Genomic DNA, 16,738 nt, shown 5'->3' with positions numbered 1-16,738 from the left:
CCCGGCACGCGCAGGGCGGGCGGCGGGGGCCGGGGCTGCGCCCCCGCCCCCGTGCCGGGCGCTCCGCGCCCGGTGCGCTCAAACGCCGCGCGGGCTGGATTTGGCCCGCTGTGCTCGAGCGTCGTGCGGGCTGGATTTGGCCCGCTGCGCTCGGGACGCCGTGCGGGCTGGACCGGCCCGTGATCAAGCGCCTTACAGGTGGGGCAGGGTGGCGAAGACGCCGCGGTGCTGCGTGCCGTCGGGGAGGGTCCAGACGGCGGTCACCGAGGCCTCGCCGTCCTGTGCGTCGCCGGGTCGGAGTACCCGGGTCAGCGACAGGGGTGCGGGCAGGCCGTCGGCCAGGATCCCGGTGGCCTGCGGCGTGTGGGTCGGCCGCGGGCGGACCGGGGTGGCGGGGTGCACCGTGGTCGTCCCCTGCACGGTGACCGAGGGGTCGGGGGTGTCGGTGAGGCTCTGCGCCTGGGGTACGGCCTCGCCGCGCAGCAGGGCGAGGAGCTGCTCGACGGCCACCGGGTCGTGCGTGGCGTCGTACACCCAGCGCTTGCCCAGCACGCCGTGCTCCGTGGTGCCCACCAGCCCCGCCTCGGCGCCCTCCAGCGGCGCCCCGCGGTAGGTCATCGGCACGAGGTAGGCGACGGGCGCACCGGCGGAGGCGTCGGCGACGACCATGAACTCGATGCCCACCTCGCCCTCCGGGTCGTCGAGCCGGAACCCGCCGGCCTTGACCGGGTCCGGGGCGCTGCCGGTGGCGGCGTACCAGGGCTGCGCCGGGAGCCAGGCGGCGAGGAGCTCGAGCTTGGTCGGGGTGATCGTGGTTCTGTGGATCAGTGCCATGGCGTCGAACCTACCTGCTGCGCACCGGTGTTGGGCACTCATTCCCCGCCGGTGAACGCCGCCTTCAGTTCCTCCCTCAGCGACCGCTGGAAGGCCGTCACCAGGGCCTGCACCACCATCGGCTGCATATGGGCCGACAGCGCCTTCATGGACTCCACCCGCTCCGGGTCGTCCTCCCCTTCCGTGAACGGGCCCCACACCTCGTCGCGGAACAGCCGCGTCAGCTCGTGCGCCGTCGCCCGCGCGTGCTCCAGCATCACCCGGCGCGCCGCCAGGATCGTCTCGTGGGAGATCGGCACGTCCAGCAGCGCCACCCCCAGCCGCAGCAGGGACAGGTCCACCCGGAAGCCCCCGGCCCCGCCGCCCGGCGCGATCACGTTCATCGCCGCGAGCCGGCGCAGGTCCGTGTCGGACAGCGCCCGCCCGGCCCGCTTCTCCAGCTCCTCGCGCGACGCCTCCTCCGCCGAGTCCGGCGCCCAGGTCGCCACCAGCGCCCGGTGGATCGCCAGGTCGTGCGCGCTCAGGTCGTCGGGCAGCGCGTCGAGGTAGCGCTCGATCGCCGACAAGGTCATGCCCTGGTGCTGGAGTTCCTCGATCAGCGCGAGCCGGGACAGGTGCTCGGGCCCGTAGTGGCCCACCCTGCGGGGCCCGATCACGGGAGGGGGCAAAAGGCCGCGGGTGCTGTAGAACCGTACGGTGCGGACGGTGACCCCCGCCCGGGCGGCGAGCTCGTCGACGGTGAGCGAGGGCTCGGGCACCCGGTTGGTCATGGTCTCCGCCTCGCTCTCCGAACAGCACGTCCCGTTCCAGTACCGCGGTTCAACAGTATTGCTGTCGCACCAACGATGTGAAACGGCCAGGAGCTGCCCATGACCACGAATCTGCGACTGCCCGGACGACCCGAAGAGCTCACCCTCCCCGCCCTGCTGGCCCGCAACGCCGCCGAGCACGGCGATCTCCCCGCCCTCTCGTGGCGCACCGGACCCGGCTCCGCCGACTGGACGACCCTGGGCTGGGGCGAGGTCCGCCGCCGCGTGGCCGTCCTCGCCGCCGGGTACGCGGCCCTCGGCGTCGAGCGCGGCGAGCACGTCCTGATCATGATGGGGAACCGGCCCGAGCACTGGCTGACCGACCTCGCCCTGGTCCACCTGGGCGCCGTCCCCGTCACGGTGTACGGGACCTCCGCGCCCGAGCAGATCGCCCACATCGCCCGCCACAGCCGGGCCCGCACCGCCCTGGTCGAGGGCGCCCGTGAGCTGGCCCGCTGGGAGCCGCTGCTCGACGATCCGGGCGTGCCGCTCCGGCGGCTGGTCGTCGCGGAGGCCGCCGAGGCCGGCGGGCACGGCACGTACGCCTCCCTGTACGCGAGCGGGGCGCGGCTGCACCGCCCCGAGGCCTTCGAGAAGGCCTGGCAGGAGACCCGGCCCGGGGATCCGCTGACCGTCGTCTACACCTCGGGCACCACCGGCGACCCCAAGGGCGTCCGCCTGACCCACCGCAACATCCTGCTCCAGTCGGTCCGTCTCGACCGGCGCGTGGAGCTGCCCGAGCACGCCGAGCACCTCTGCTACCTGCCGTTCGCGCACATCGCCGAGCGGATCCTCGGCATCTACCTGCCGCTGCTGCGGGCCGCGCACGTCCGGCTGGTCGCCGACCCGGCCGCCGTCGCGCTCGCCGTCCGCGAGCTGCACCCGGTGCAGTTCTTCGGGGTGCCGCGGGTGTGGGAGAAGCTGGCCGCGTCCGTCCGGGCGGTGCTCGCGCAACTGCCGGCGCAGCAGCGCGAGGCCATCGAGAGCGCGAACGGCCTCGCCCGGGCCCGCGCCGGCCACCGGGAGCGGGGCGAGACGGTGCCCGCCGCGCTGGAGGCCTCGTACGCGCGGGCCAAGGAACAGGTCCTGGACCCGCTGCTGGGCCTGGCCGGGCTGGACCGGCTGGTGTGGACGGCCAGCGCCACCGCGCCGATGCCGATCGACGTGGTGCGCTTCTGGGCGGGCTGGGGGATCACGATCATGGACGCCTGGGGGCTCACCGAGACCTCCGGCGTGTGCACCGTCAACAGCCCGGACGCCTTCCGCCTCGGCTCGGTCGGCCGGCCGATCGACGGGCTCGAACTGCGGCTCGCCGCGGACGGGGAGATCCTCGCCCGCGGCGAGACCGTCTTCGGCGGCTACCTGCGGCCCGACGGCTCGGTGGAGGGCGCGCACGACGCCGAGGGCTGGTTCCCGACCGGGGACATCGGCCGCCTCGACGAGGACGGGTTCCTGTGGCTCACGGACCGCAAGAAGGAGCTGATCGTCACCTCGAACGGCAAGAACGTCTCGCCCGCCCTGGTGGAGAACACGGTCAAGGAGCACCCGCTGATCGGGCAGGCCCTGGTGCACGGCGACGGCCGCTCGTACCTCGTCGCCCTGCTGGTCCTCGACGCCGAACTGGCCCCGGCCTGGGCGGCGGCCCGCGGCATCGAGGCCGGGTCGCTCGCCGAACTCGGCCGCCATCCGGCCGTCCGGGAGGAGGTCGCCCGCGCGGTCGAGGCGGCCAACGCCCGGCTCAACCGCACCGAGCAGATCAAGCGCTACCGGCTGCTGACCGAGGAGTGGGGCCCGGAGTCGGGCGAGCTGACGCCCTCGCTGAAGCTGCGCCGGCGGGTGGTGCGGGAGAAGTACGGGGCGCTGATCGACGGGCTGTACGCGGAGCCGTACGAAGCCCCGTAGTGCACCGAGTGCGCCTCCGGCGGGCGGGCGGCCCGCCGGAGGCGCCCGTGCCTCAGCGGCCGATCACCGGGTAGTGGTCGCTGAGGTTGGTGTAGGTGTAGGAGGTGCCCCAGCTGGAGACCGTCCAGGGCGCCGAGTCCTCCTTGACCACGTTGTTCTCCCAGCCCGCCGGACGGGCGTTGCCCTTGCGGTACAGGACGTAGTCCAGGTCCTCGCGCGGGTCCGTCGGGTAGCGGTAGTTCGCGATCGAGTTGAGCGCCGTGTCGAAGGAGTACGGGTGGCCCGTGCGCGTGTCGGCGCCGGCGAGGTCGGCATCGGCGAGCATGGAGGCGTACTCGGGGGTACGGGAGTCGACGTTCATGTCGCCCGCGACGATGACCTGCTCGTTCGCCGGGATGTTCTTGGCGTCCAGGAAGGCGTCCACCGCCCTGAACTGGCGGGCCCGCATCTCGGCCGCCTCACCCGCGGCGCAGCCGGAGTCGGTGGACTGGGCGTGCGTGCCGACCACGTGCACCTTCGTGCCGTTCACGTCCAGGACGACGTAGGCGAAGCCCTTGTTGGACCACCAGTCGGCGCCGCAGGCGTCCTTGTAGACGAACTGCTCCTTGCGGACGATCGGCCACTTGCTGAGGATCGTGACGCCGCCGTCCTCGGGGGTGGTGGAGGAGTAGGAGCCGCCCGTGGCGTCCCAGCCGCTCTTGCTGCGGCCGACGACCGGGGTCTGGTACGGGTACTGCGCCGAGGCGTTGGACTTCAGGGCGTCCGACGCCCCGTTGTCGAAGGCCTCCTGGAGCACGACCACGTCCTTGCCCTGGAAGAAGGACGCCTTGGGGATCTCCGAAGCCCGGTGGTCCTGACCCCAGTTGGGGTAGAGGTTCTTGCTCATCAGGAACACGTTGTACGTCAGGACGCTGACCCGGGGCGCCGTGGTGCTCTCGGCGGCCTGCGCCGAGGGCGCGGTGGCGGCGGCCAGCGCGGCGGCGGCGACCGAAGCGACGGCCGCCGCGGCAGTGCGGCGACGGCTGGGCTTGGTGTGCAGCATGGGCTCTCCATCAGCGGTGGGGGAGATCGACCCGCACATCCAAGCAGCCGCGGTTACCTCTGGGTAACACCCGTGACAAGACTTTCTGTCCGGCCCGAGGACATCGGGCGCGGATCGTCGTACGGCGTCTTACAGGGCGGGTTCCCGCAGCAGCTCCAGCAGCCAACGGGCGCTGTCCGCGCCGCCGGTGGAGCCGGCACCGGTGGAGTCGTCGCCCGGGCCGGGGAAGACCCGGCCCCAGGAGCAGGCCCGGCCCAGGGCCGCGAGCCGGTACGCCAGCGACACCGCCCGCCGCAGCTCCGCGGCGGTGGCCCCCGCACCCGTCCACGGCTCCAGGTAGGCGTCGCGCAGCCGGGGCAGCACCCCGGCCCCGTACCGCTCGCGGGCCGCCCGGGCCGGGACCAGCAGGCTGCAGAACGGGTGCGAGACGGCCGCGTCGCCCCAGTCGAAGAAGGTGAACCGGTCCGGCCGCGGAGCGAACAGCTGGCTCTCGTGCAGGTCCGAGTGGTCGAGGGTGTCGGCGATGCCGGTGCCCGCGAGCTCGGCGCACCAGTCCGCCAGCCGGGGCCGCAGCGCGTGCAGCGCCCTGCGCTGCCCGGGCTCCAGCACCGTGTCCGCGTCGAGGAGCCGGTCGAAGACCTCCGGCAGGGCGGCGGTGTGCGCGGCCGGGACGCCGAGCGCCTCGATCCGCCCGGCGTACGGGGTCAGCGCGCGCTGCATCGCCGCGTACCGGCGCAGCGGCTCCTCCCAAGCGCCCGGGTCGGCGGGCCCGCGGTCCAGCACCTCCCGGAACAAGGGGCCGCCGTCGGGCAGCAGCGACCAGCCGCGCCCCGCGTCGACCGCGAGCGGCCGCAGCACGTGCTCGGGCACCCACCGGGCCAGGGCCTCGGCCAGCCCGGCCTCGAAGGCGCTCGCGGACGGATTGGCCTTGAGCCACACGGCCGCGCCGTTGCCTCCACCCGCCTCCTCGACGGTGAGCCGCACCAGTACCGACCACGGCCGCAGCCGCACCTCGCGCGGGCCGCTCTCGTACAGCCCGTGTGCCGCGAGCTCCCGCCCGGCCCAGTCGAACACGGCCGTGCGCCACGCCTCCTGCTCCCACGGCGTCACCGCCTGCGGGTACTGCCCTCGGTCCACCACGGAGATGTCAGCGCGCATGCGGGCCATGACAGCACCGCGGCGCCCCGCGGTTCCAGCGGTTTTCCGCCGCGCTGATCAGGCGGGTGTGGACCGGGATCGGCTGGGCGTGCGGGCGACCGAGAACGGCGTACAGGTGCTCCACCGGCCCACCGACCCAGTCCTCCGGCGGCGGTGATCTTCCGGGCATACTGGATGAACAGAGCACCACGTCCAGGGGGACCCACATGAGCACCACACAGCAGTCGGCCGAGCGGGAACCCGGGCGGGCGGGGGCCGCGGCGCGCCGGGGCGAACCGCGGCCGCCCGCCCCGGGCGGGGTGCTGTGGACCATCTCCGGCGACATCCGGGCGCTGCTGATGCTGCCCGCCGCCTTCACCATGCAGGTCGCCCACCCCGCCATCGGCGCCGGCGTCGACGAGCACTCGGTGTTCCGCACCGACCCGTGGGGGCGCGGCGAGCGCTCGCTGCGCTCGGTCCAGCTGTGGGTGTACGGCGGGGAGCAGGCGGCCGAGGAGGGCCGCCGGGTCCGCCGCCTGCACAAGGAGATCCAGGGCATCGACACGCGGGGGCGGCGCTACCACTCCCTCGATCCGGCCTGCTACGCCTGGGTCCACGCCACCGGATTCCCGATCTACCTCTACGCCGGGCGCTACCTGCTGCGCAGCTTCACCCCCGCGCAGGAGCGGCAGCTGTACCGGGAATGGCTCCAGGTGGGCCGGATCCTGGGCCTCCACGACCGCGACATGCCGCAGAGCATCGAGGAGTACTGGCCGTACTACCGGCGGATGCTGGCCGAGGAGATCGAGCCGACGAAGGTCGCCCGCGAGCTGGTCGCCACGGACGTGCCCCTGCCGCGGCCCGCGGGCGGCTCCCTGCCCGTACGGCTGCTGCTGCGGCTGACGTGGCCGGTGCTGAGGGCGGCGTTCCTGCACTTCAGGGCGTTCGTCACCGTCGGCTACATGCCGCCCGAGGCCCGGGCCGCGATCGGCCTGGAGTGGACCGAGGCCCAGGAGCGCAGGCTGCGCCGCTTCAGCACGGCCGTGCGGCTGCTCGTACCGCTGCTGCCGGAGCGGCTGCGCTACCTGCCGATCGCCCGGCAGGCGCGGGCCCGGTGGCGCGCCGGCGCCCGGTAGGAGGAACCACGGGCTCCGGCGCGGGACGCAGGCCCGGTCCGCCGACCGGGCCCGCGCCGGGGCTCAGTGCCCGTGGCCGCGCGCGTGCTCGCTGTCGTGGATCGCGTTCGTCTCGGCGATCTTCTTCCAGGACTTGGGCTCCACCGGCTTGGCGGCCGGGGCCTGCAGGGAGCGGGCCTTGCCGTTCGCGGCGGCCGGCGGGGCGAAGGCCGGCTTGCCCGGGGTGTAGAGCCAGGTCTCGAACAGCTGCGCCAGGGGCTTGTTCGAGATCTTCTCCGCGTACCGGACGAAGTCCCCGACCTTGGCGTTGCCGTAGGCCCTCTCGGTCGGCCAGCCCTTGAGGATCCGGAAGAACGTTTCGTCGCCGACCTCGTTGCGCAGCGCCTGCAGGGCGATCGCGCCGCGGTCGTACACGGCCCCGTGGAACTGGTTGTCCGGGCCCGGGTCGCCGGGCTTGACCTGCCAGAACGGGTCCTCCGCGGGCCGCAGTTGGTACGCCCAGTCCGCCAGCTCCTGCGCGGTGCCCTCGCCCTCCTTCTCCGACCACAGCCACTGGCTGTAGCGGGCGAAGCCCTCGTTGATCCAGATGTCCTTCCAGTTGTCGACGGAGACGCTGTCGCCGAACCACTGGTGGGCCAGCTCGTGCACGACGACCGAGACGTTGGCGCCGTTCGCGAACTGGCGCGGGCTGTAGAACGGGCGCGTCTGGGTCTCCAGCGCGAAGCTGCTCGGCACGTTGGGCACGTACCCGCCCAGTGCGTTGAACGGGTAGGGGCCGAAGATCGACTCCTCCCACTCGACGACCTCGCCGGTCCGCTCCACGCTCGCGCGCGCCGCGCCCGCGTTGTCGCCGAGGTCCTTGCTGTAGGCGTTGATGATGGGCAGCCCGTTCGCCGTCTTGTCGGTGGTGATGTCGAACTTGCCGATGGCGAGGGTGGCCAGGTACGTGGCCTGCGGCTTGTTGGAGCGCCAGTTGTAGCGGGTCCAGCCCAGCCGCGAACTCTGCGACTGCAGGACGCCGTTGCTGATGGCCTGCGTACCGTCCGGGACGCTGACGGAGACGTCGAAGGTGGCCTTGTCGAGCGGGTGGTCGTTGCTCGGGAACCACCAGACGGCCGAGTCGGGCTCCTGCGCGGCGATGCCGCCGTCCGGGGTGCGCTGCCAGGCCGACCAGCCGTCCACCTTGAACTCCGACGGCTTTCCGGCGTACTTGACGACGACGGTCGCCGGGCGGTCCTTCTGCAGCGCCTGGGCGGGGGTCACCTCCAGCTCGTGCGCACCGGAGGCGGCGAATTTGGCCTTGGCGCCGTTGACCCGGATCTCGCTGACCTTCAGCCCGAAGTCCAGGTTGAAGCGGGACAGGTCCTGCTTGGCGGTGGCCAGCAGGGTCGCGGTGCCCTCCAGCAGGTCCGTCTTCGGCTCGTACTTCAGCCGCAGGTCGTAGTGGGACACGTCGTATCCGCCGTTGCCGCTGGCCGGGTAGTAGGAGTCGCCGATACCCGGCGCGCCCGCGGCCGAGCCCGCAGCCGACGCCGGGATCACCAGCAGAAGGGAGGCGGCGAGCACGCTCGGGGCGATGACTTTGCGGTGCACGAAGGCTCCAAGGGGTAGGGGAGACGGTTCCGTTCGACCGTATTCACCCCCCGCCTCCCACGTCATGTCCATGGCCCCTGCTGTCACACGATCGCCATTCGGCCGTCACAGGGGTACCCCGGCCGCCACGGGCCGGTGGGGCAGGACCGGGGCGTTCGGGGCAGTCGGCCGGAGAGGGCCGGAGTCGGAGAGAGCCCGTGACCATTGCCCGCAGAAGCCGCATCCGGGGCAGCGGACCGGTCGCCTCCGGGCCGGCGCCACGCGGGAGAACGACCGGAAAACGCGCTCCGGCGGGCGGGGCGGCGCCCGGCACGCGGCCGCCGTGAAGGCCGTTGCGGGCGGCCGAGCACCGTTGAGGGGACCGCGGCGTGGATCCGGCCTGTTCGACATACTGAGCAGTCGGTAACCTGGCGGCATGACGCTTCCCGAGCACGCCGCCCGCCGCGCCTGGCACGCCGCGATCAACCCGCTCCACTCGACCGTGTACTTCTCGCCGGAGCTCCCGGAGGAGTTCGCCGCCCTCGGCGTCACGGACCGCTCCACCGCGACCATCGCCTCCCGCGCGGCCGCCATGGGGGCCGTCGGCGCCGGCACGGTGGCCGCCACCTTCTACAACTACCGCCACGACTTCCTGGCCCGGCACCTGCCCGCCGTCTGGGACACCATCACCCCCGCGCAGGCCGTCGCCGCCCGCCTGCGCGCCGCCGACCGCACCCTGCGCCGCCTCCTCGGCGAGGAGACCGTGAAGTCCGCCGAGCTCGCCGAGGCGGCCGAGCTGGCCCTGCGCGCCACCGAGGCCTGTACCCGGCACGCCCGCACCCTCTACTCCGCCCACGCCGACCTGCCCGTGCCCGAGGAGGCGCACCTGCGCCTGTGGTACGCCACCACGCTGCTGCGCGAGCACCGCGGTGACGGCCACGTCGCCGCCCTCCTGCTCGCCGGCCTCGACCCGCTGGAAGCCCTGGTCAGCCACTCCGCCACCGGCCGCGGCATGACCGCCAAGTGGATCAAGGCCATCCGCGGCTGGGAGCAGTCCGACCTGGACGCCGCCGTCGAGCGGCTGCGCTCGCGCGGCATCCTCGACGCCGCCGGCGAGCTCACCGCCGAGGGCAAGGCGGTGCGCGAGCGCCTGGAGACCGAGACCGACCGCCTCGACGCGGCCCCGTACGAGCACCTCGGCGCCCGGGGTCTCGCCCGCCTGGCCGAGCTCGGCGGCGGCTTCGTCGCGACGGCCGTCGCCGCGGGGGCCTTCCCCTCCGACGCCTTCGGCAAGGCGGCCTGAGGGCCGGACCGCCGACCGGCGCGGGGCTCCCGTACGCCGTCACCGCCACCTGCCACAATGGGCAGCCGTCCAGTGCACAACGAAGGCAGGCGGGACCGATCGTGACGACGTCCATCGAAGGCAGGATCGCCGAGGAACTCGGCGTACGGGAGCGGCAGGTCAAGGCCGCAGTCGAGCTGCTCGACGGCGGCTCCACCGTCCCGTTCATCGCGCGCTACCGCAAGGAAGCGACCGAGATGCTCGACGACGCCCAGCTGCGCACCCTGGAGGAGCGGCTGCGGTATCTGCGCGAGCTGGAGGACCGGCGCGCGGCCATCCTGGAGTCGGTGCGGGAGCAGGGCAAGCTCGACGCCGAGCTGGAGGCCCGGATCAACGCGGCCGACACCAAGGCCCGGCTGGAGGACATCTACCTCCCGTTCAAGCCCAAGCGGCGCACCAAGGCCCAGATCGCTCGCGAGGCCGGGCTGGAGCCGCTCGCCGACGGCCTGCTCGCCGACCCCTCGGTGGAGCCGGCCGCCGCCGCGGCCGCGTTCGTCGACGCCGACAAGGGCGTGGCCGACCCGGCCGCCGCCCTGGAGGGCGCCCGCGCCATCCTCACCGAGCGCTTCGGCGAGGACGCCGACCTCATCGGCGAGCTGCGCGAGCGCATGTGGGGCCGCGGCCGGCTCGCCGCGAGGGTCCGCGAGGGCAAGGAGGAGGCGGGCGCCAAGTTCGCCGACTACTTCGACTTCGCCGAGCCGTTCACCGCGCTGCCCTCGCACCGCGTCCTCGCCATGCTGCGCGGCGAGAAGGAGGACGTCCTCGACCTCACCCTGGAGCCGGAGGCCCCCGAGGACGCGGCCGCGCCCGGCCCCTCCTCGTACGAGGGCATGATCGCCCGCCGCTTCGGGGTCGCGGACCGCGGCCGTCCGGGCGACAAGTGGCTGGCGGACACGGTCCGCTGGGCGTGGCGCACCAAGATCCAGGTGCACCTGGGCATCGACCTGCGGATGCGGCTGCGCTCCGCCGCCGAGGACGAGGCCGTACGGGTCTTCGCGGCGAACCTGCGCGACCTGCTGCTCGCGGCGCCCGCCGGCACCCGTGCCACCCTCGGTCTGGACCCGGGCTTCCGCACCGGTGTGAAGGTCGCCGTCGTGGACGCCACCGGCAAGGTCGTGGCCACCGACGTGATTTACCCGCACGTTCCCGCCAACCGGTGGGACGAGGCCCTGGCCAAGCTGGCCCGGCTCGCGAAGGAGCACGCGGTCGAGCTCGTCGCCATCGGCAACGGCACCGCCTCCCGCGAGACGGACAAGCTCGCCGGAGAGCTGATCTCCCGCCACCCCGAGCTGAAGTTGACCAAGGTGATGGTCTCCGAGGCGGGCGCCTCGGTGTACTCGGCCTCCGCCTTCGCCTCGCAGGAGCTCCCCGACCTCGACGTGTCGCTGCGCGGTGCGGTCTCCATCGCCCGGCGCCTGCAGGACCCGCTCGCCGAACTCGTCAAGATCGACCCCAAGTCCATCGGCGTCGGCCAGTACCAGCACGACCTGTCCGAGGTGAAGCTCTCGCGCTCCCTCGACGCGGTGGTCGAGGACTGCGTCAACGGTGTCGGCGTCGACGTCAACACCGCCTCCGCGCCGCTGCTCGCGCGGGTCTCCGGCATCAGCGGCGGCCTCGCCGAGAACATCGTGGCCCACCGCGACGCCAACGGCCCCTTCCGCAGCCGCAAGGCGCTCAAGGACGTGGCCCGGCTCGGCCCGAAGGCGTACGAGCAGTGCGCGGGCTTCCTGCGGATCCGCGGCGGCGACGACCCGCTGGACTTCTCCAGCGTGCACCCCGAGGCGTACCCGGTCGTGCGCACCATGGCCAAGACCGCCGGCAGCGAGGTCGCGGCCCTCATCGGCAACACCGGCACGCTGCGCTCCCTGAAGCCGGAGCAGTTCGTCACCGAGGCGTTCGGCCTGCCGACCGTGACCGACATCCTGCGCGAGCTGGAGAAGCCGGGCCGCGACCCGCGGCCCGCGTTCAAGACGGCCGCGTTCAAGGAAGGCGTCGAGAAGATCGGCGACCTGGCCCCCGGCATGGTCCTGGAGGGCGTCGTCACCAACGTGGCCGCCTTCGGCGCCTTCATCGACATCGGCGTCCACCAGGACGGCCTGGCGCACGTCTCCGCGCTGTCGAAGAACTTCGTCAAGGATCCGCGCGAGGTGGTCAAGCCCGGCGACATCGTCCGCGTGAAGGTGCTCGACGTGGACATCCCGCGCAAGCGGATCTCCCTCACCCTGCGCCTGGAGGACGAGGCCGGCCGCGCGGGCGGCGCCGGCGCGCCGCGCCAGCGCGAGGACCGCCAGGACCGCCGCGGCGGCGGCCGGCCTCCGCAGCAGCGCGGCAACCAGAGCGGCCAGAACCGCGGCCAGGGCCAGGGCCGGGGCCGGGGCCAGGGCGGCCAGGGCGAGGGCGCCCGGCGCCAGGGCCAGGCCGGCGGCGCCCCCGCCCCCGCGAACAGCGCCATGGCCGACGCCCTGCGCCGAGCAGGCCTGGCCGGCCCCTCCGAGAACCGCCGCAAGCGGTGACGGCGCCGGGAGCGGCGGTGCCGCGGTGACGGCGGTTCCCGGTCGCCGCAACGAGCGGGGGAGGTCGGCAGGTTTGGCCGAATAGGGCCCCCCACCTGGGGTCTTGTCTTGCCAACTGCCGCAGAAGATCGGTAGGCATGGTGGAACGCCCGTTCGTCGTCTGGCGGACGGGCTTCCGTTTCCCCTCAGGACCGCACTCCTCCGAGGCCTTCTTGATGGCACAGGACGTCATGCCCATGCCTGCTCACGCCTACCGACGCTGCCCGCGAAAGGGTCCGAAGAGGGATCACATGCTCCACTCGCAACTCGGCCTCCGCAAAAGGTGCGAGAAGATTCTCGGCCATCTGGATCTGACCCATCCGTTCTCCCTCGACGCGCTGTGCGCCCGCATAGCCGAGCAGCGGGGCCGCCCCATCCGGCTGCACCCGCTCCCCAAGGAGGCGGCCGAGTCCGGGGTCTGCGGCCTGTGGGTGGGGACCGCCGGCGTCGACTACGTCTTCTACGAGGCCCAGACCACCCCGCTGCACCGCGAGCACATCGTGCTCCACGAGCTCGGGCACATCCTGTTCGGCCACCACTCGCTGGAGGGCGAGGAGAACGACGGCCGGGCCCCCGTCGTCCTCGGGCGCACCAACTACACCACCCGCCAGGAGCAGGAGGCGGAGATGCTCGCCAGCATGATCCGCATCCGCACGGCCACCCCCTGCCCGCAGGCGGCCGCCGAGGCGCGCAGCACCCTCGCCCGGCTGGAGTCCGCCATGGGGTACGAGTGGGGCAACCGTGGCCGCTGAGCTCCTGGCGCTCGGCGACCGGCTCGCCGTGCCCAGCGTCGTCTGCCTGTGGATCGCGGTCCTGCTGCGCGCTCCCGGCGCCCTGCGCTCGCCGCAGCAGCGCGGCCTGTGGCTCGCCGTGGCCACCGCGGCCGCCGCGATGACCCTGAACCTGCCCGCCGTCGTCACGTACGCGATGCGCGACCAGACGTACGCGCACACCGTCGGCCTCGTCCGCAACCTCATCGGCGTGCTGTCCGCCGGCGCGGTCGTCTACTTCGTCGCCGCGACCACCCGCGGCCGCACCCTCCAACTCGCCGCCTGGATGGGTACGGTGGCCTGGCTGACCGTCCTCGTCGTCCTCGACATGGGGGCGCCGCGGCACGGGACGCACACCATGCCCCCGCACGGCGACCCCGTGCCCTCGCTCGCCTACTGGCTGTTCCTGATCGCCGCGCACACGCTCGCCAACACCACCTGCGTCTTCCTGTGCTGGCGCTACAGCCGCCGCACCGAGAGCCGCGGCCTCGCGGCCGGCCTGCTGCTGTTCGGCCTCGGCACCGCCCTGGCCGGGCTGTTCTGGATCGCCTACCTCTTCAAGGCGCTGTTCGGCAGCACCTGGGCCATGCCCGCCCTGCCCCTGATGATGAACCTGCACGGGCTGCTGCGCGCCGCCGCGATCCTGGTGCCGACCGTGTTCGCCCTGCGCCGCAGCACCGCCGACATCGCCACCGCCTGGCGGCTGTGGCCGCTGTGGCACGACCTGGTCCGGGCCGTCCCGCACGTCGCCCTCACCAAGCCCCGCGCGGGCCGGCTCCTGGAACTGCTGTGGCCGCCGGTCCCCCGCAACCTGCTCGTCTACCGCAAGATCATCGAGACCCGCGACGCGATCCTGATCCTCGGCGAGTACGTCGCCCCCGGCATCCCCGAACGCGCCCGCAACCACATCGGCCTGAGCGGGATCCCCGAGCAGCGGCGCACCGCGGCCGAGCTGGCCTGCGTACTGAAGGAGGCGCGCGCGGCGAAGATCGCCGGGCTGCTGCCCGGGCAGCAGCCCGGGCAGGCCTCCGCCTGGGAGCTGCCGGCCGCGGTGCAGACCGCCGGCGAGGGCGGCGGGCTGGAGGACGAGGCCCGCTTCCTCATCGACGTGGCCCGGGCCTACGCCTCGCCGGCCACCATCGCCTTCGCCCCGCCGAACCACCACGACACCGGGAAGTGACGCCGCCTTGACCACCGTTCTGATCACCGGGGCCAGCGCCGGACTCGGTGCGGCCTTCGCCCGCGGCTTCGCGGCCAAGGGCTGCGACCTCGTCCTGGTCGCCCGCGACAAGGACCGCCTGCAGGCCGTCGCCCGCGAACTGGCCCGGGAGTTCGCCACGGCCTGCGAGGTGCTGCCGGCCGACCTGCTGGACGAGGACGGGTGCGCCGAGGTCGCCGAGCGGCTCGCCGACCCGGCCCGGCCCGTGGACATCCTGGTCAACAACGCCGGATTCGGCCTGCCCGCCCCGTTCCCCCACAACCCCGTCGAGGACGAGGAGCGGATGCTCGACCTGCTCGTCAGGGTCCCGCTACGGCTCACCCACGCGGTGCTGCCGGGGCTGCGCGAGCGGCGCCGCGGGGCCGTGCTGAACGTGTCCTCGGTGGCCGGACTGCTGCCGACCGGCACGTACGGGGCCGCCAAGGCCTGGGTCACCGCGTTCAGCGAGTCCCTGCGGGTCGACATGGCCCCGTACGGGGTCCGGGTGCTCGCGGTGGTCCCCGGCTTCACCCGCACCGAGTTCCAGACCCGCGCCGGCATGGACGTCAGCTCCCTGCGCGAGGCGGTGTGGCTGGAGCCGGAGGACGTCGTCGCCAAGGCCCTGCGCGACCTGGCCCTGCGCCGCCCGGTCAGCATCACCGGCCGGCGCTACCAGGCGTACGCCCTGGCCGCCCGGCACCTGCCGCGCGGCTTCGTGGCCCGCAAGATGGCCCGTACCCGTCGCCCGCCCGCCGGGCGGTGACGGGCGGCTACAGCTCGACGACCTTGCCGCCGGAGACCTGCAGGCGGCGGGTCACCCGGACCGCGTCCAGCATCCGCCGGTCGTGCGTGACGAGCAGCAGCGTGCCCTCATAGGCCTCCAGGGCCGATTCCAGCTGCTCGATCGCCGGCAGGTCCAGGTGGTTGGTCGGCTCGTCCAGCACCAGCAGGTTCACCCCGCGGCCCTGGAGCAGCGCCAGGGCCGCCCGGGTGCGCTCGCCGGGGGAGAGCGTGGCCGCCGGGCGCAGGACGTGCGCCGCCTTCAGGCCGAACTTCGCCAGCAGGGTCCGCACGTCGGCCGGCTCCGTGTCCGGGACCGCCGCGCAGAACGCCTCCAGCAGCGATTCCTCGCCGAGGAAGAGGCCGCGCGCCTGGTCCACCTCGCCGACCAGCACGCCCGAACCCAGCGAGGCCGCACCGGAGTCCGGGGCGAGGCGGCCCAGCAGCAGCGCCAACAGGGTCGACTTGCCGGCGCCGTTGGCCCCGGTGATCGCCACCCGGTCCGCCCAGTCGATCTGCAGGCTCGCCGGGCCGAAGGAGAACTCGCCGCGCTTGACGGCCGCCTCGCGCAGGGTGGCCACCACGGAGCCGGACCGCGGGGCCGCCGCGATCTCCATCCGCAGCTCCCACTCCTTGCGGGGCTCCTCCACGACCTCCAGCCGCTCGATGGCGCGCTGCGTCTGGCGGGCCTTGGCGGCCTGCTTCTCGCTCGACTCGCCGCGCAGCTTGCGGCCGATCTTGTCGTTGTCGCTGGCCTTGCGCCGGGCGTTGCGCACGCCCTTGTCCATCCAGTTGCGCTGCATCAGGGCCCGGCCCTCGAGGGCGGAGCGCTTGTCGGCGTACTCCTCGTACTCGTCGCGGGCGTGCGTGCGGGCTCGCTCCCGCTCCTCCAGGTAGGACTCGTAGCCGCCGCCGTACAGGTTGATCTGCTGCTGGGCCAGATCGAGTTCGAGCACCTTGGTGACCGTCCGCGCGAGGAACTCGCGGTCGTGGCTGATGACGACGGTGCCCGCCCGCAGACCGGTGACGAAGCGCTCCAGGCGCTCCAGCCCGTCCAGGTCGAGGTCGTTGGTCGGCTCGTCGAGCAGGAAGACGTCGTAGCGGGACAGCAGCAGCGAGGCGAGGCCCGCGCGGGCGGCCTGTCCGCCCGAGAGGCCGGTCATGGGCATGTCCAGGCTCACGGCGAGGCCGAGCTCGTCGGCGACCTCCTGGGCCCGCTCGTCGAGGTCGGCGCCGCCCAGGTTCAGCCAGTGGTCCAGCGCCGTGGCGTACGCGTCGTCCGCGCCGGGAGTGCCGTCCACCAGGCCCTGCGTCGCCGCGTCCAGCGCCGCCTGGGCGGCGGCCACACCGGTGCGCCGGGTCAGGAAGTCCCGCACCGACTCCTCCGGGCGGCGCTCCGGCTCCTGCGGCAGATGGCCGACGGCCGCCCCGGGCGGGGACAGGCGCAGCTCGCCGCTCTCGGCGGTGTCCAGGCCGGCGAGCAGGCGCAGCAGGGTGGACTTCCCGGCGCCGTTGACGCCGACGAGGCCGATGACGTCGCCCGGCGCGACGACCAGGTCCAGATCGGCGAAGAGGGTGCGCTCGCCGTGCGCGGCGGTCAGGTTCTTGGCGACGAGGGTTGCAGTCATGGTCCGCAAATCCTATCCGCGCCCCCGCCGCATGGC

Annotated in this window: 13 protein-coding genes; 7 read left to right on the top strand and 6 right to left on the bottom strand. The window is 73.6% G+C overall.

What is annotated here, in order from left to right; genetic code table 11:
* Window positions 1–192: 192 nt before the first annotated feature.
* On the bottom strand, window positions 193–834 hold the full coding sequence (locus tag AB0F11_RS31235) for a 1,4-alpha-glucan branching protein (RefSeq protein WP_362180912.1): 642 nt from the start codon (window positions 832–834) through the stop codon (window positions 193–195).
* 38 nt (window positions 835–872) lie between these two features.
* Window positions 873–1,604: a MerR family transcriptional regulator gene (locus AB0F11_RS31230; RefSeq protein ID WP_362180909.1), complete on the bottom strand. Its 732-nt coding sequence runs from the start codon at window positions 1,602–1,604 to the stop codon at window positions 873–875.
* Window positions 1,605–1,703: 99 nt separating this feature from the next.
* On the opposite strand from AB0F11_RS31230, the gene AB0F11_RS31225 reads away from it, so the two are divergent.
* Window positions 1,704–3,545 (top strand): AMP-dependent synthetase/ligase, encoded by a 1,842-nt coding sequence (locus AB0F11_RS31225; protein WP_362180906.1) that lies wholly within the window; start codon window positions 1,704–1,706, stop codon window positions 3,543–3,545.
* A gap of 52 nt (window positions 3,546–3,597) precedes the next feature.
* Here the strand turns inward: AB0F11_RS31225 and sph are convergent, their stop codons facing one another.
* A complete protein-coding gene (sph, locus tag AB0F11_RS31220; RefSeq protein ID WP_362180903.1) occupies window positions 3,598–4,587 on the bottom strand; it encodes a sphingomyelin phosphodiesterase in 990 nt (329 codons plus the stop codon).
* 129 nt (window positions 4,588–4,716) lie between these two features.
* Window positions 4,717–5,745: an aminoglycoside phosphotransferase family protein gene (locus tag AB0F11_RS31215; protein ID WP_362180900.1), complete on the bottom strand. Its 1,029-nt coding sequence runs from the start codon at window positions 5,743–5,745 to the stop codon at window positions 4,717–4,719.
* Between the two features lie 206 nt (window positions 5,746–5,951).
* On the opposite strand from AB0F11_RS31215, the gene AB0F11_RS31210 reads away from it, so the two are divergent.
* Window positions 5,952–6,860 carry an oxygenase MpaB family protein gene (locus tag AB0F11_RS31210; protein ID WP_362180897.1) on the top strand — a complete coding sequence of 303 codons (909 nt, stop codon included), beginning with the start codon at window positions 5,952–5,954 and terminating at the stop codon, window positions 6,858–6,860.
* 63 nt (window positions 6,861–6,923) lie between these two features.
* Here AB0F11_RS31210 and AB0F11_RS31205 read toward each other — a convergent pair whose 3' ends face one another.
* Window positions 6,924–8,453 carry a M1 family metallopeptidase gene (locus AB0F11_RS31205; protein ID WP_362180895.1) on the bottom strand — a complete coding sequence of 510 codons (1,530 nt, stop codon included), beginning with the start codon at window positions 8,451–8,453 and terminating at the stop codon, window positions 6,924–6,926.
* A 415-nt stretch (window positions 8,454–8,868) separates the two neighbouring features.
* Here AB0F11_RS31205 and AB0F11_RS31200 point away from each other — a divergent pair, with 415 nt between their 5' ends.
* The 5 genes from AB0F11_RS31200 (at window position 8,869) to AB0F11_RS31180 (ending at window position 15,057) form a co-directional block, all read left to right on the top strand.
* The gene (locus AB0F11_RS31200) at window positions 8,869–9,735 is read left to right on the top strand and encodes a hypothetical protein (protein ID WP_362180892.1); all 867 of its coding nucleotides are present in this window, start codon (window positions 8,869–8,871) and stop codon (window positions 9,733–9,735) included.
* 101 nt (window positions 9,736–9,836) lie between these two features.
* Window positions 9,837–12,287 carry a Tex family protein gene (locus AB0F11_RS31195; protein WP_362180889.1) on the top strand — a complete coding sequence of 817 codons (2,451 nt, stop codon included), beginning with the start codon at window positions 9,837–9,839 and terminating at the stop codon, window positions 12,285–12,287.
* 290 nt (window positions 12,288–12,577) lie between these two features.
* Window positions 12,578–13,078, top strand: coding sequence for a hypothetical protein (locus tag AB0F11_RS31190; protein WP_362180886.1), 501 nt, complete (start codon window positions 12,578–12,580; stop codon window positions 13,076–13,078).
* The gene (locus AB0F11_RS31185; protein WP_362180883.1) at window positions 13,068–14,276 is read left to right on the top strand and encodes an MAB_1171c family putative transporter; all 1,209 of its coding nucleotides are present in this window, start codon (window positions 13,068–13,070) and stop codon (window positions 14,274–14,276) included. Before AB0F11_RS31190 ends, AB0F11_RS31185 begins: the two co-directional genes overlap by 11 nt.
* Window positions 14,277–14,283: 7 nt before the next feature.
* The gene (locus AB0F11_RS31180) at window positions 14,284–15,057 is read left to right on the top strand and encodes an SDR family oxidoreductase (RefSeq protein ID WP_362180880.1); all 774 of its coding nucleotides are present in this window, start codon (window positions 14,284–14,286) and stop codon (window positions 15,055–15,057) included.
* A gap of 7 nt (window positions 15,058–15,064) precedes the next feature.
* Here the strand turns inward: AB0F11_RS31180 and AB0F11_RS31175 are convergent, their stop codons facing one another.
* Complete coding sequence (locus tag AB0F11_RS31175) at window positions 15,065–16,702, bottom strand: ABC-F family ATP-binding cassette domain-containing protein (RefSeq protein WP_362180877.1); 1,638 nt, start codon at window positions 16,700–16,702, stop codon at window positions 15,065–15,067.
* Between the last annotated feature and the right edge of the window lie 36 nt (window positions 16,703–16,738).

The sequence above is a fragment of the Streptomyces sp. NPDC032472 genome, from assembly GCF_040636955.1.
Classification (GTDB): domain Bacteria; phylum Actinomycetota; class Actinomycetes; order Streptomycetales; family Streptomycetaceae; genus Streptomyces.
Note: the sequence above shows the minus strand (reverse complement) of the source record. Positions and strands in the feature narration are given on the sequence as shown.